Annotated in this window: 13 protein-coding genes; 5 read left to right on the forward strand and 8 right to left on the reverse strand. The window is 45.6% G+C overall.

Annotation, left to right across the window (positions count from 1 at the left end; translation table 11 throughout):
- Positions 1-31: 31 nt before the first annotated feature.
- Both ACTS60_RS05635 and metN read right to left on the reverse strand, forming a co-directional pair.
- The gene (locus tag ACTS60_RS05635) at positions 32-709 is read right to left on the reverse strand and encodes a methionine ABC transporter permease (protein ID WP_440887455.1); all 678 of its coding nucleotides are present in this window, start codon (positions 707-709) and stop codon (positions 32-34) included.
- Entirely contained in the window at positions 699-1,733 is a 1,035-nt protein-coding gene (gene metN, locus ACTS60_RS05640) for a methionine ABC transporter ATP-binding protein MetN (RefSeq protein WP_010446409.1), read from the reverse strand. Before metN ends, ACTS60_RS05635 begins: the two co-directional genes overlap by 11 nt.
- A 343-nt stretch (positions 1,734-2,076) precedes the next feature.
- On the opposite strand from metN, the gene gmhB reads away from it, so the two are divergent.
- The 4 genes from gmhB (at position 2,077) to treC (ending at position 7,028) form a co-directional block, all read left to right on the forward strand.
- Positions 2,077-2,628 carry a D-glycero-beta-D-manno-heptose 1,7-bisphosphate 7-phosphatase gene (gene gmhB, locus ACTS60_RS05645; protein ID WP_005381961.1) on the forward strand — a complete coding sequence of 184 codons (552 nt, stop codon included), beginning with the start codon at positions 2,077-2,079 and terminating at the stop codon, positions 2,626-2,628.
- A 74-nt stretch (positions 2,629-2,702) separates the two neighbouring features.
- The gene (treR, locus tag ACTS60_RS05650; RefSeq protein WP_440887456.1) at positions 2,703-3,650 is read left to right on the forward strand and encodes a trehalose operon repressor TreR; all 948 of its coding nucleotides are present in this window, start codon (positions 2,703-2,705) and stop codon (positions 3,648-3,650) included.
- A 175-nt stretch (positions 3,651-3,825) separates the two neighbouring features.
- A complete protein-coding gene (gene treB / locus ACTS60_RS05655; RefSeq protein WP_440887457.1) occupies positions 3,826-5,250 on the forward strand; it encodes a PTS trehalose transporter subunit IIBC in 1,425 nt (474 codons plus the stop codon).
- 92 nt (positions 5,251-5,342) lie between these two features.
- Entirely contained in the window at positions 5,343-7,028 is a 1,686-nt protein-coding gene (gene treC, locus ACTS60_RS05660) for an alpha,alpha-phosphotrehalase (protein ID WP_440887458.1), read from the forward strand.
- 83 nt (positions 7,029-7,111) lie between these two features.
- On the opposite strand, the gene ACTS60_RS05665 is transcribed toward treC, so the two are convergent.
- Positions 7,112-7,714 carry a YitT family protein gene (locus ACTS60_RS05665; protein WP_005530699.1) on the reverse strand — a complete coding sequence of 201 codons (603 nt, stop codon included), beginning with the start codon at positions 7,712-7,714 and terminating at the stop codon, positions 7,112-7,114.
- Positions 7,715-8,061: 347 nt separating this feature from the next.
- Between ACTS60_RS05665 and glyA the strand changes: the two genes are divergently transcribed.
- On the forward strand, positions 8,062-9,312 hold the full coding sequence (gene glyA / locus ACTS60_RS05670; protein ID WP_440887459.1) for a serine hydroxymethyltransferase: 1,251 nt from the start codon (positions 8,062-8,064) through the stop codon (positions 9,310-9,312).
- A 1,004-nt stretch (positions 9,313-10,316) separates the two neighbouring features.
- Here glyA and lipA read toward each other — a convergent pair.
- The 5 genes from lipA to ACTS60_RS05695 all read right to left on the reverse strand — a co-directional run bounded on the left by lipA (position 10,317) and on the right by ACTS60_RS05695 (position 14,630).
- Positions 10,317-11,282: a lipoyl synthase gene (gene lipA, locus ACTS60_RS05675; RefSeq protein WP_440887460.1), complete on the reverse strand. Its 966-nt coding sequence runs from the start codon at positions 11,280-11,282 to the stop codon at positions 10,317-10,319.
- Complete coding sequence (lipB, locus tag ACTS60_RS05680) at positions 11,279-11,941, reverse strand: lipoyl(octanoyl) transferase LipB (RefSeq protein WP_440887461.1); 663 nt, start codon at positions 11,939-11,941, stop codon at positions 11,279-11,281. The genes lipA and lipB overlap by 4 nt, the downstream gene beginning before the upstream one ends.
- A 176-nt stretch (positions 11,942-12,117) precedes the next feature.
- Entirely contained in the window at positions 12,118-12,396 is a 279-nt protein-coding gene (gene ybeD, locus ACTS60_RS05685) for a DUF493 family protein YbeD (protein WP_038865384.1), read from the reverse strand.
- Between the two features lie 161 nt (positions 12,397-12,557).
- On the reverse strand, positions 12,558-13,736 hold the full coding sequence (locus ACTS60_RS05690) for a serine hydrolase (RefSeq protein ID WP_440887462.1): 1,179 nt from the start codon (positions 13,734-13,736) through the stop codon (positions 12,558-12,560).
- A gap of 90 nt (positions 13,737-13,826) precedes the next feature.
- Entirely contained in the window at positions 13,827-14,630 is an 804-nt protein-coding gene (locus tag ACTS60_RS05695; RefSeq protein WP_440887463.1) for a septal ring lytic transglycosylase RlpA family protein, read from the reverse strand.
- Between the last annotated feature and the right edge of the window lie 2 nt (positions 14,631-14,632).

Genomic DNA, 14,632 nt, shown 5'->3' on the forward strand with positions numbered 1-14,632 from the left:
TTTATCTCCTTATAATTGGTATTTTCAATTCTTATCTGTGGTCTACACGGCGTACGATGGCATCACCGATAGACTGAATAATTTGTACTAGAACAATCAGCATCACGACGGTTACTGCCATGATCACTACGTCGTAACGGTGGAAGCCATAACGGATAGCTACGTCACCAAGACCACCGCCGCCTACCGTACCCGCCATTGCTGAGTAGCTCACTAGCGTTACTAGAGTAATGGTTACTGAGTTAACAATAGTCGGCATTGCTTCAGGAAGCAGAACTTTTGTGATGATCTGTGTTGGCGTCGCGCCCATAGATTGCGCTGCCTCAACCAAACCTGATGGTACTTCCAGCAGTGCACCTTCGATCAGACGCGCCACAAATGGGATAGCCCCGATGGTTAAAGGAACAATCGCTGCTGTTGTACCGATAAAGGTACCAACCAACAGTTTGGTTACTGGAATAATCGCAACCATTAGTACTAGGAAAGGAACCGAGCGACCGATGTTAACGATGGCGCCAAGTATGCGATTGAGTTTGGTGTTTTCCAGCAAGCCACCTTTTTTAGTGGTGTGCAAAATTACGCCCAGTGGAATACCAACCGCAAAGCCAACGATGCCCGCAACAGCAACCATGTAAAGAGTTTCCCACGTAGCACCTAGAAGTAGGTTACTATTTAAGCTCAACCATTCAGAAATCGTATTAAAGGACATAGCCAAGTACCTCTACTTTCACGTTGTGCTCACGCAGGAACTCAATCGCTGCGTTATCGTCTTCTTCGTTGCCAAACAGTTCCGCAACCATCATGCCGAACTTCACGCCGCCAGCGTAATCCAGATCAGAGCTTAGGATACTCACGTCGATGTTGTACTTACGTGCGATTTGCGTCATCAGAGGGGCATCCACGGTTGCGCCAGTAAACTCTAGGCGAACCAATGGGTAGCTGTTTTCTACGCGCGTGGTTTGTAAGCGTGCTTGGTAATCTTCTGGGATAGAAAGATCCAAAGTAGAGCGAATGAACTCGTGTGCCAGTGCAGTTTTCGGATGGGCGAAGATTTCACCAACGGTGCCTTTTTCTACCAGCTCACCATCACCGATGATCGCCACTTCGTGACAGATGCTCTTAACCACTTCCATTTCGTGAGTGATCAGAAGAATGGTGATTTCGAGCTTGCGGTTGATTTCTTTTAGTAGTTCCAAGATGGACTGAGTCGTTGCAGGGTCCAGCGCGCTGGTTGCTTCGTCACACAGCAGCACGCTAGGGTCTGATGACAATGCACGAGCAATCGCCACGCGCTGCTTTTGACCACCACTTAGATTTGCTGGGTAGCTTTCATGTTTGTCTGCAAGACCAACGAGCTTAAGAAGCTCAGTCACTTTTGTTGTGATTTGCGCTTTGTCTTTACCTGCTAGCTCAAGAGGGAGTGCGACATTGTCGAAAACGGTGCGAGACGACAGCAGATTAAAGTGTTGGAAGATCATGCCGATGTTGCGGCGAGTTTCTCCCAATTGCTTTTTGCTTAATTTGGTTAGGTCAACGCCATCTACGATGATGGAACCCGAAGTTGGGGCTTCCAGCATGTTTACACAACGGATCAGGGTACTTTTACCCGCGCCCGATGAGCCGATAACACCAAAGATGGTGCCCTTCGCGATATCTAGGTTAATGTCCTTAAGGGCAAGAATTTCCTTACTGCCTTGGTAGAACACTTTATTGACGTTTTTTATTTCTATCATGTTTCAACCTGCACAGAGATACTGGGAACTTCGCTGTTAAAAACGGCTTTTAACAGGAGTAAATTTTGAACTCTATCTCAATTCTCAGTTGATGCTATGGGTTAAGCTGGTTTAAGTCAATAGATATTTTTACGTCTAGACGTCTAAATGTATGGATGTTCTGTTGGGAAAGTAAAACAGAGGTCGTTCAGCGGAAGTGAGCTTATAAGAGGGATACTCAAGATTTACCTATTCTCGGGTGACAAATCAACAGTTTTGTCACCTACTTACACCAATTAGATAGTGTGAGTGCTAATAAGGTATGTAATAATCTGATGAAACCGAGTAAATAGAGAAATACGTTTTGGCAAAACCTGCTGTTTTTATCGATCGTGACGGCGTGATCAACGTTGACCACGGCTACGTTCATGACGAACATGATTTTGAGTACATTGATGGTGTCTTTGAAGCGACGAAAGCGCTGAAAGATAAAGGCTACCTGTTGGTGCTTGTGACCAATCAATCCGGCATTGCACGTGGTAAATTCAGCGAAGACCGTTTCTTGTCTCTGACTCAGTGGATGGACTGGAACTTCGCTGATAATGGCGTTGAGTTCGATGGCATCTACTACTGCCCACATCATCCTGAACATGGCATTGGTGAGTACAAGCAAGATTGTGAGTGCCGTAAGCCAAAACCAGGCATGTTCATTTCTGCACGTGACTTCTTGAAGATCGACATGGAGAAATCTGTGATGATCGGCGACAAAGCCGAAGATATGATGGCAGCAGAAGCGGCAGGCGTTGGCACTAAGATTTTGGTTCGCACTGGTAAGCCAGTAACGGAACAAGGCGAAGCGATTGCAACGGTAGTATTAGATAGCATTGCAGACGTGCCTGCGTACCTAAACAAGTAATCTTCATTACTGATTGAGATAAGGGAAGCCGCTGCTTCCCTTTTGTTTGATTCCTTCTTTTAGTCTGAACACTTATGAGCAAAAAACTCACCATTCTTGATATCGCGAAATTGGCTGGCGTGGGCAAGTCGACGGTCAGTCGTGTGCTTACCAATGATCCCAAGGTAAAACCGCAAACGCGTGAGAAGGTAGAGCAAATCATTCGTGAATCAGGTTACGTGCCATCCAAATCGGCACAGTCGATGCGTGGTGGCAGTCAGAAAGTGGTTGGCGTGATCATTTCTCGTTTGGATTCACCATCAGAAAACCGCGCCGTCGGCACTATGCTCAACGCTTTGTACTCAGCAGGATACGACGTGGTGATCATGGAGAGCCAGTTCGATCGCGATAAAACCAACGAGCACTTGGACGTTCTTAAGCGTCGCAATGTCGATGGGGTGATCGTGTTTGGCTTTACTGGATGTGATGAGCTGGCGTTAGCGGAGTGGGGCAATCGCATTGTCGTGATCGCGATGGACACGCAAATGGTCTCCTCGATCAACTACGACAACCAAGGCGTTATCGATATGGCGCTCTCTCATCTGGAACAACAATCTATTTCTCGTATTGCCTACATTGGTGTTGATCCGGAAGACCGCACCACAGGTCTTGCTCGCCTAAATGCTTACCAATCTTGGTGCGAGCAAAAGCGCATCGAACCTCGCTTTCAAACCGGTAAGCTCAACCACGAAAGTGCTTATCAGCTGGTGGATCAAGTCCTTCAATCCGATACGCAAGCCATCGCTTGTGCCAGTGATACCATTGCTCTCGGTGTAATTAAACGTCTGCAAGAAGTAGGACGTGAAGATGTGGTGGTTACTGGTGTCGGTGGCAACGAATTACTTTCTTTTCTCTTCCCTAATGTCTTCAGCGTAGATCCAGGCTACTCTCATGCTGGTGAAAAAGCCGCTAACATGCTGATTAATCAATTAAATGGTGATGAGTCTGTGGTGCATTTTACCCAGCAGCCTATTCGTCATTAATCCACCTTTCGATGATCTGCTCTAAAATTATACTGTGATCATTCTCAATTAATGGGACTGTTCCCATTTTGTTTTTGAATGCGAAATGGCACTATTAAAATTATCAAATGGGAATGTTCCCATTATAAAAATAAAACGATGAATTGAATGTATCCAATACAGGGTGGACAAAGTTATGAGTAAGATTGCGCGTCAAGATGTACAGCGTCTTATTGAGCTGGTCGGGGGATCGGACAATATTGCCAGTGTAAGCCACTGCTTAACTCGCTTACGTTTCGTGTTAAATGACACTGAAAAAGCCGATACAAAACAGTTAGATGCACTGCCTATGGTGAAGGGCTGCTTTACCAACGCAGGTCAGTTCCAAGTAGTGATCGGCACGGAAGTCGATGAGGTATACAAGGTACTGATCGAGCTAAGCGGTAAAAGTGAAGCGAGTAAAGATGAATCTAAGAACGCCGCTCGTCAAAACATGAATATCGTTGAGCGTGGTATTTCCCACCTTGCAGAAATCTTTGTACCACTGCTACCAGCGATCATCACCGGTGGTCTGATTCTTGGCTTCCGTAACGTGATTGGCGACATCAAGATGTTTGATGGTCAAACACTAACGGAAATCAGCCAGTTTTGGGCTACGGTACACTCTTTCTTATGGCTAATTGGTGAGGCGATCTTCTTCTTCCTACCGGTTGGTGTGTGTTGGTCGACAGTGAAAAAGCTCGGCGGCACTCCGATTCTGGGTATCACATTGGGTGTCACTCTGGTTTCGCCACAGTTAATGAACGCCTATCTGATTGGTAAGCAAGTGCCCGAAGTATGGGATTTTGGCTTATTCGCCATCGAGAAAGTGGGCTATCAAGCGCAAGTGATTCCAGCGATGTTAGCCGGTATTGCACTGGCATTTATTGAAACCAATTTAAAGCGCATCATTCCGTCTTACCTTTACCTAGTGGTCGTGCCGTTTGTTTCTATCATTGTGTCTGTAATTCTTGCCCACTCTATCATTGGTCCATTCGGTCGTATGTTGGGTGACGGCGTTGCTTTCGCAGCAAAAGCAGCCATGACGGGTGACTTCGCAATGATTGGCTCAACCATCTTCGGCTTCTTATACGCGCCATTGGTGATTACCGGTATTCACCACACCACCAACGCGGTTGACCTTCAATTAATGCAAGAGCTAGGCGGTACGCCAATTTGGCCTCTGATTGCACTTTCAAATATTGCTCAAGCGTCTGCAGTAGTCGGCATCATTATCATCAGTAAAAAACATGGCGAGCGTGATATCTCAGTGCCTGCGGCTATCTCTGCTTACCTTGGTGTGACTGAGCCAGCGATGTACGGCATCAACTTGAAATACAAGTTCCCAATGCTGAGTGCGATGATCGGCAGTGCGATTGCCGCCGCTATCTGTGGCAGCGCAGGTGTGATGGCGAACGGTATCGGTGTGGGTGGTTTGCCGGGCATCTTGTCAATCCAACCACAGTTCTGGGGTGTCTTTGCTCTGGCGATGTTGGTGGCGATTGTTGTCCCGGTAGCGCTGACGCTTGTGCTGTATAAGCGTGCGCAAATGAAAGGCGAGTTAGAAACCGCTAGCGCGTAATTCAAACTGAGGCAGCGATTTGGCTGCCTCGTTTATCTCCTCAATTTTTTAAGATTTTTAAGTTTCCGTTTAATGGTAAGTGAGTGTTAGAAATGGCAATGACCAAGCATGATGAGAGCTGGTGGAAAACCGCAACCATCTACCAAATTTACCCAAAAAGCTTTTGTGACAGTGGAAGTAAAGGCACGGGCGACATTAAAGGGATCATTTCTAAACTGGATTATCTAAAACATCTTGGTGTGGATGCGATTTGGCTGACGCCGGTTTATCAATCGCCAATGATCGACAATGGTTATGACATTTCCGATTACTATGCGATCAACCCTGACTTCGGCACCATGCAAGATTTCGATACCCTGTTGGCAGAGGCTCATCAGCTGGGTATTCGAGTCATCATGGATATCGTGGTTAACCATACTTCGACGGAACACAAGTGGTTCCAATCGGCATTGGGTGATAAAAACAGCCCTTACCGTGATTACTACATCTGGAAAGATCCGGTTGATGGCGCAGAGCCAAACAACTGGCAATCTAAGTTCGGTGGCAATGCTTGGGCGCTGGATGAAAAAACAGGTCAGTACTATTTGCACTTGTTTGCTAAAGAGCAAGCGGACCTAAACTGGGAAAACCCGGTAGTGCGTGAAGAAGTGAAAGAAGTCATCGGCTTCTGGGCAGAGAAAGGTGTGGATGGTTTCCGTCTGGATGTCATCAACCTGATTTCCAAGCAGCAAGATTTTCCAAGTGATGATACTGGCGATGGTCGCCGTTTCTACACGGATGGTCCACGTGTGCACGAATACCTTCAAGAGATCAGTGAAGCCGTGTTCCAAAAATATGGCAGCGTGACGGTAGGTGAAATGTCTTCCACCACACTAGAGCATTGTCAGCAATACTCAGCGCAAGATGGCAAAGAGTTATCAATGGTGTTCAACTTCCACCACCTTAAAGTCGATTACCCAAATGGTGATAAGTGGACGAAAGCGCCGTTTGATTTTATCCAACTGAAACAGATCTTCAACCATTGGCAAACCGGCTTAAATGGCAGAGGGTGGGGCGCGCTATTTTGGTGTAACCACGACCAACCGCGTGTTGTAAGCCGATTAGGTAACGACGAACAATACCGTATAGAGTCTGCCAAAATGCTTGCGGCATCAGTACATATGATGCAAGGCACACCTTATGTTTACCAAGGTGAAGAGATCGGCATGACCAACCCGGGCTACACCGAAATCAGCCAATATCGCGATGTTGAAAGCACGAACATGTACGACATTATGGTTAATCGCGATGGCGTATCTCACGACGATATGATGGCGATTTTGGCGCAGAAGTCGCGTGACAATTCACGTACGCCAATGCAATGGAACAACGAGAAACACGCGGGCTTTACGGAAGGCTCGCCGTGGCTAGAGGTGGCTCAGAACTATTCTGAGATCAATGTAGAAGCCGCGATTGCCGATTTGAACTCGGTGTTCTACTTCTACAAGCGTCTGATTGAATTGCGTAAACAGGTTCCCGTAATCACCGATGGTCGTTATGAGGACTTACTGCCTGACCACAAACGTATTTTTGCTTACGCTCGTCAGAACGAAAAGCAAACGCTGCTGTGTATCAATAACTACTACGGTGAAGAGGTGGAGTGTGTGTTACCAGAGCGCTTTGATATGAGCAAAGCCAAGAATCTGCTTTCTAACTATCAGAATGCGACCAGTGCGATTGCTTCCAATCATCAAGTCCTGCGTCCTTACGAAACACGCATCTTGCTGATTGAATCTTAAAGGTAAATAAAAAATACCCCTAAGGATTTCGATCCTAAACAAAAGGCTTTGGAGTGCTCCCCAAAGCCTTTTATTTTTTCATCCTATGACCCGTAGCTTACAGAATAACGATGTGGTTTGTGATTCATTGCAAGTACAAGGTTCAGTGCGAAGGCGCCAAGAATCGATAAGCCGATCACCCAAGGTGTGACGAAGAAGAAAGACGCAAACAAGATACACGCGTCGATCGCCATCTGAGATTTCCCGACCGAAATGCCGAACTTGTCCTGAATGAATAGGCACAATACGTTGAAGCCACCCAAACTTGAGCGGTGGCGGAATAGGATCAGCATTCCCAAGCCCATCAAGAGCCCACCAGCTACGGCGCAGTAAATCTCATTGATAGATTCCAGTGAAATCAGTAAATACAGATTATCGGCAAAGATAGAAACCAAAGCACCAGAAATTGCACTGTTAATCGCAAAATGACGGCCAAAGCGTTTCCATGCCAGTAAGTAAAAAGGACAGTTGGCTAAAAAGTAAAGCACACCAAACGTAAAAGGTGTAAATTGACTAATAAGCAGAGCCAATCCTGTCGTGCCTCCGGTTAAGAGGTTGGCAGATTGGAGAAAGAAAACCCCTTGAGCTACCAAAAAGGTACCTGTAAGAATTGCCATCCAGTCTTCTTTTCTTGAGTGTTTTTCCATCGAATACGCAGTCGTTGATGATAAATCGGGCATGCATAGTAGTAAAAAGATGATCTTTTCGGTAGCTAGAGGGTAAAATTTGCGGTAAACCTATGTAATTGTTGTTTTACAGGGTGTAAAGCACAAAATTGACAGTTAGGGGATCATGGTTAAACGATTGCAACATCGTCATGATATTTCTTACTTGTCATCATGAAAAAACTGCATGAGAAAAATTGCAAATTTCTCTTTATGACCTAGATCAAATTATGTAAAATGCGCGCCATTAGCTCGACGTAAACGTTTGCGTTAGGTCGTTATTCAGTTTTTTTGCAACTTTCAGTACCAATCTGAGTCAGGAGATACAGATGCTTAAGCGTGATATGAACATCGCAGATTACGATGCGGAACTGTTCGCAGCTATCCAGGAAGAGACTCTTCGCCAGGAAGAGCACATTGAACTTATCGCTTCTGAAAACTACACAAGTCCACGTGTAATGGAAGCGCAAGGTTCTCAGCTAACGAACAAATACGCTGAAGGCTACCCAGGCAAGCGTTACTACGGCGGTTGTGAGTACGTAGATAAAGCTGAAGCACTAGCAATCGATCGTGCATGCCAACTGTTTGGCTGTGAGTACGCGAACGTACAGCCTCACTCAGGTTCTCAAGCAAACAGCGCAGTTTACATGGCGCTTCTAAACCCAGGTGACACAGTTCTAGGTATGAGCCTAGCACACGGTGGTCACTTAACTCACGGCTCACCAGTTAACTTTTCTGGTAAGCACTACAATGTGATTCCTTACGGTATCGACGAAGCGGGTCAAATTAACTACGACGAGATGGAACAGCTAGCGCTTGAACACAAGCCTAAGATGATCATCGGTGGTTTCTCTGCTTACTCGCAAATTGTTGATTGGAAACGCATGCGCGAAATCGCAGACAAAGTTGATGCTTACCTATTCGTAGACATGGCGCACGTTGCTGGTCTAATCGCAGCAGGTGAATACCCAACACCAGTGCCACACGCTCACGTAGTAACAACGACTACGCATAAGACACTTGCAGGCCCACGTGGTGGTCTAATCCTGTCTAATGCCGGCGAAGAGATGTACAAAAAGCTGAACTCAGCAGTATTCCCTGGTGGTCAAGGTGGCCCTCTAATGCACGTTATCGCTGGTAAAGCTGTAGCGTTCAAAGAAGCAATGGAACCTGAGTTCAAAGCTTACCAAGCTCGCGTAGTGAAAAACGCAAAAGCAATGGTTGGTCAATTCCAAGAGCGTGGTTACAAGATCGTATCTAACGGTACTGAGAACCACCTATTCCTAGTTGACCTAATCGACAAGGATATTACTGGTAAAGATGCAGATGCAGCACTAGGTGCAGCAAACATCACAGTAAACAAGAACTCTGTACCAAACGATCCACGCAGCCCATTCGTAACGTCTGGTATCCGTGTAGGTACACCAGCAATTACTCGTCGTGGCTTCACTGAAGAAGACGCGAAAGATCTAGCTAACTGGATGTGTGATGTTCTAGATAACATCGGCAACGAAGAAGTTATCGAAGCGACGAAACAGAAAGTTCTAGAGATCTGTAAGCGTCTACCAGTTTACGCGTAACCTTCTTCATAGACTGAGCCGATTTCGTTGTCGAACATACTCATTTGCTAGAAGCAAACTCCGTGTGTTCTCCTAGAGTTCGACCCATCTATTTCGAAAGTTCACCCAATTTAAAGGTCCTCATTTGAGGGCCTTTTTGTTTTTCTAGCGTATGGAAGTATCAGCTCAGAGTACGTTGAAAGCAGATTCCTGATATCGCCTAGGCTCTTCGGAATGACGCGCTTTGGGTTTTGAGAGACAGGTTGTTATGTGGAGGCTCAGGAGTATTTGAGTGGAAAACGAAAGAGGTTATTAGGTTTTGAATATACTTTGGATTTACTCAAGAGCCCAACTTCGTCATTCCCTACAAGCAAGGAACGAGCGGGATAGGGAATCTCTAATTGTCACTGTTGCTTAGAGCGCGTGTTGAAACGAGTAGGCTCTTCGGAATGACGCGTTTTTAGTTGTGAGAAATAGGTTTGTTGTGTGGAGGCTTCTGGGGGGAGTAGAAAAACGAAAGAGGTTATTAGGTTTTGAATATACTTTGGATTTACTCAAGAGCCCAGCTGCGTCATTCCCTACAAGCGAGGGACGAGCGGGATAGGGAATCTCTAATTGTCACTGTTGCTTAGAGCGCGTGTTGAAACGAGATTCCTGATATCGCTTAGGCTCTTCGGAATGACGCGTTTTTAGTTCTGAGAGACAAGTTGTTATGTGGAAGCTTGGGAGTATTTGAGTCGAAAACGAAAGAGATTATTAAACTCTGAATATGCTTCGGATTTACTCAAGAGCCCAACTTCGTCATTCCCTACAAGCGAGGAACGAGCGGGGTAGGGAATCTCTTGGTGTTACTACAGCTTAGAGCGCGCTGAAAGCAGATTCCTGATATTGCCTAAGCTCTTCGGAATGACGCGTTTTTGATTCTGAGACAGAGGTTTATTGTATGAATGACAGTGTTTTATGTTCGGCAGATACAAAAAAGGTTGGCACTCAGCCAACCTTTTCTCATCAAAACAAGCGAGCGCTTATTTCACTTCAATACCTTGAGCCTGCATATCAGCATGGTAAGAAGAACGAACGAACGGGCCACATGCCGCGTGCGTAAAGCCAAGCTCTAGTGCGATCTCTTTTAGCTCGTCAAACTCTGAAGGTGGAACGTAACGTTCTACTGGCAGATGGTGGCGGCTTGGTGCTAGGTACTGACCAAGCGTCAGCATGGTTACGCCGTGAGCACGAAGGTCTTTCAGTACTTCAACGATCTCTTCTTTTGTTTCACCAAGACCCATCATCAGGCCTGATTTAGTCGGTACATTTGGGTGCTGCTCTTTGAATTTTTGCAGCAGTTGTAGCGACCACTTGTAGTTCGCACCTGGGCGAGCTTTACGGTACAGACGAGGTGCCGTTTCTAGGTTGTGGTTGAAGACATCTGGCGGGTTGTCTTTCATTAGATCAAGCGCCACATCCATACGACCACGGAAATCAGGAACCAGAGTTTCGATCTTGATGTGTGGGTTCAGTTCGCGGATTTCGCGGTTACAGTTAGCGAAGTGTTCAGCACCACCGTCACGAAGATCATCGCGGTCTACTGAAGTAATCACTACGTATTTCAGCTTCATATCAGCGATGGTTTTCGCTAGTTTCTTTGGTTCTTCTGCTTCAACAGGGAGCGGACGACCATGGGCAACATCACAGAAAGGACAGCGGCGAGTACAGATCGCGCCTAGGATCATGAAAGTTGCCGTACCGTGGTTAAAACATTCAGCTAGGTTAGGGCAAGACGCCTCTTCACATACAGAATGAAGGTCATTCTTGCGCATTGCTGATTTGATGTCTTGAATACGTTGGCTGTCGGCTGGTAGCTTGATCTTCATCCAATCAGGCTTACGTAGCACTTCTTTCTGCTCTGCAGGCATGTTCTTTACTGGAATCAATGCCATCTTATCAGCGTCGCGGTATTTGACGCCTTTTTCCATCTGGATTGGTTTGCTCATGCTTTGTTACCTTGAGAAGGTGCTTCTGTGCTGAAATCTACTTGCTCATAATCAAGCAAAGTAACGAGTTCTTGTATTAGTTGTTTTTCCACGGCTTTGATGTCTTCTGGTCCGCCTATTTGGCTTACCTGAACCATCTCCATTCCTTCATAGCCACATGGGTTAATACGTAAAAACGGACCTAAGTCCATATTCACGTTCAACGCCAGACCATGGAATGAGCATCCTTTACGAATGCGAAGTCCGAGAGAACATATTTTTTTACCGTCGACATAAACGCCCGGAGCGTCAGGTCGCGCAGCAGAATCTATATTGTATGCCTTCAGAGTGTTAATAACGAGGTTCTCAATGTGCGTAACGAGATCTCGCACTCCTAATTTTTTGCGACGTAGATTGATCAAGAAATACGCAACTAATTGACCCGGTCCATGATAGGTCACTTGGCCACCACGATCGCTTTGTACAACAGGAATATCTCCAGTGTTGATAAGGTGCTCAGCTTTCCCCGCTTGACCTTGTGTAAATACTGGATTGTGCTCTACCAACCAAACTTCATCAGGTGTGTCTTCTGTGCGTTGATCGGTAAACTCATGCATTGCCTTCCATACAGGCTCATAATCTTGGCGTCCAAGTCGTTTTACAACAAGTTGGTGTTGCATGGAAATTCCTGTCGCTAATAAATAAAGTTTTTGGATTATAAACCGGATAACCCTAATGCTCTACAGCTGAGTAACAGATTTTTAACTGTTGCATGAGAGGTTTTGCATTATCTATATGATAAATAAAAAGAAAGCAGCCGAAGCTGCTTTCAAAAAAAATTTAATTTATCAAAAAATTATAGAACCATGCGTACGATGTCGATTTCGCCCAGTTCTTTGTATAGGGTTTCAACCTGCTCGATAGAGGTCGCAGTGATGTTGATAGACACTGAGTGGTAGTTACCCTTAGCGCTTGGTTTTACTGCTGGGCTGTAGTCGCCAGGAGCATGGCGCTGGATTACTTCAAGAACAAGTTCTGGAAGCTCGGGTTTTGCATGGCCCATTACCTTGTAAGTAAATGAACAAGGGAACTCAAGCAGGTCTTTCAATTTTGCATCAGAGTTGATGGTTAGCATATCGATAACTCCAGTTGGTATTCGTTGCGGTGCGAAATAGTACAGTCAAATTAGGGGGAACTCAAGATCATCCCCAAGCATCTTAACGTCGCTTGAGTATAGATAACAAAGCCGCCCTAGTTGGCGGCTTTGCAGATTTGTTTGTTGGTCAGAAGCGACTCTTAGAAGAAGCTCTTGAACAACAATACGATGTAGTCCCACATGCGGCTAAATAGGCTGCCTTGGTCTACTGTTTCCAGTGCCATTAGTGGGTACTCAGCAATATCTTCACCATCGATTTGATAGTATAGCTTACCAACCACATCACCTTTATTAATTGGGGCTTCTAGTTCTTTTTCAAGTACGAAGCTTGCTTTTAGGTTCTTCGCTTGACCGCGAGGTAGGGTAACATAGGTATCTTCATCAACACCTAGTGCTACTGTATCTTGGCTGCCCATCCATACTTTTTCTTCTACGAAAGTTTCACCCGCTTTGTGTGGTGCTACAGTTTCGAAGAAACGGAAGCCGTAGCTCAGTAGCTTTTTGCTTTCTGATTTACGCGCGTTCGCATCTTTTGTACCCATAACAACAGCAACCAAGCGCATTTGGCCTTCTGTTGCTGAACTTACTAGGCTGTAACCGGCATTGCTTGTATGGCCAGTTTTGATGCCATCAACGTTCATGCTCTTATCCCACAATAGACCGTTACGGTTGTACTGTGTGATGCCGTTATAAGTGAATTTCTTATCCGAGTAAATACGGTACTCATCAGGAACGTCACGAATCAGTGCTTTACCAAGCAGTGCCATGTCGTAAGGCGTTGAGTATAGATTTGGGTTGTCTAGACCGTGTACGTTTGCGAAGTGCGTGTTCGTCATGCCTAGGGTATCAGCCCATGCATTCATTAAATCAACAAATGCATCTTCTGAACCTGCGATATGTTCCGCCATCGCAACACAAGCATCGTTACCAGATTGGATGATGATACCGCGGTTTAGGTCATGTACCTTAACGGTAGTACCTACTTCGATGAACATTTTTGAAGAATCTGGGAAGTTTTTAGCCCATGCATTTTTACTGATGGTTACATCATCATCTTCTGAAATATTACCACGCGCTAGTTCTTGACCAATTACGTAGCTGGTCATCATTTTCGTTAGACTTGCAGGAGATAACTTAGTGTTCATCTCTTTTTCTGCCAGTACTTTACCTGAATGGTAATCCATCAATACGTAGCCTTTCGCTGCGATTTGTGGTGCGTCTGGAACAACAATTGGTGATGCAAGTGCTGATTGAGCAAAGGTTGCAGAAAGAGCAACCGAAGAAACGAGAATAGATTTCACAAACTTATTTTTATTCATGGTAATTCAAATTTTTTGGTTAACTGTCGACATCTTAACAGAATCCCTGGTTATATAAGAGAGGCTCTGCATAGAAATTCATGAATCGGGTCATTTAACAGTTTTGTGTTTTTTAATAAATGCGGTCGAATAGCCGAGCAACTTTACTTTATCCAGAGTGGCTTGCGTCAGGGAATAGTCAGTATATGGGCCTAGCAATAAGCGATACGTATCTTTCGAAGACTCCAAGAAAGTTTCCGTATCCAGCTTTTGACCAAGCTCTTGGCCTAAAGTTCGCGCTCGATCTGCATATTTTGATGACGCAACCTGAATTACGTATCTCGGGTGCGCAGCGAGTGACTTTTCATCGGTCGGTTTATCTACCGTAATGACTTCAATTTCTACGTTTGCGGTACCGGTTTTCACCACATCCAGCTTATGTGCCGCCGCGTAGCTCAAATCAATGATACGGCCTTCATGGAAAGGACCACGGTCATTAACACGTACTACGGTCGACTTGCCATTGTCGGTATTGGTCACTTTCACATAGCTCGGCAGTGGCAGGGTTTTATGCGCTGCCGTCATTGAGTACATGTCGTAGATTTCGCCGTTCGAGGTTAAATGGCCTTGGAATTTTTTGCCGTACCAAGAGGCACGACCCTTTTCCTTAAAGCCTTTTGCATCACGAACGATTTTGTAGTCCGAACCACGTAGGTTGTAATCGCTGTTACCGCCTAAGCTGTAAGGTTCGTATTTAGGATGCGCATCCTCAATGTGCTCGACCGACAGGGGTTTATCAGGAGCTACATCGGATTCAAGCTCATAGCGGCCTTCCTGTGTTTTTTGGTCGGTAGAAGAACAGCCCGCCAAAATCACAGCAGAAAAAACTAAGAAATATAAAGCGCGTTTTTGCATGG

Origin of the sequence: Vibrio sp. WZ-1 (assembly GCF_052037695.1) — a bacterium.
Taxonomy (GTDB): Bacteria; Pseudomonadota; Gammaproteobacteria; order Enterobacterales; family Vibrionaceae; genus Vibrio.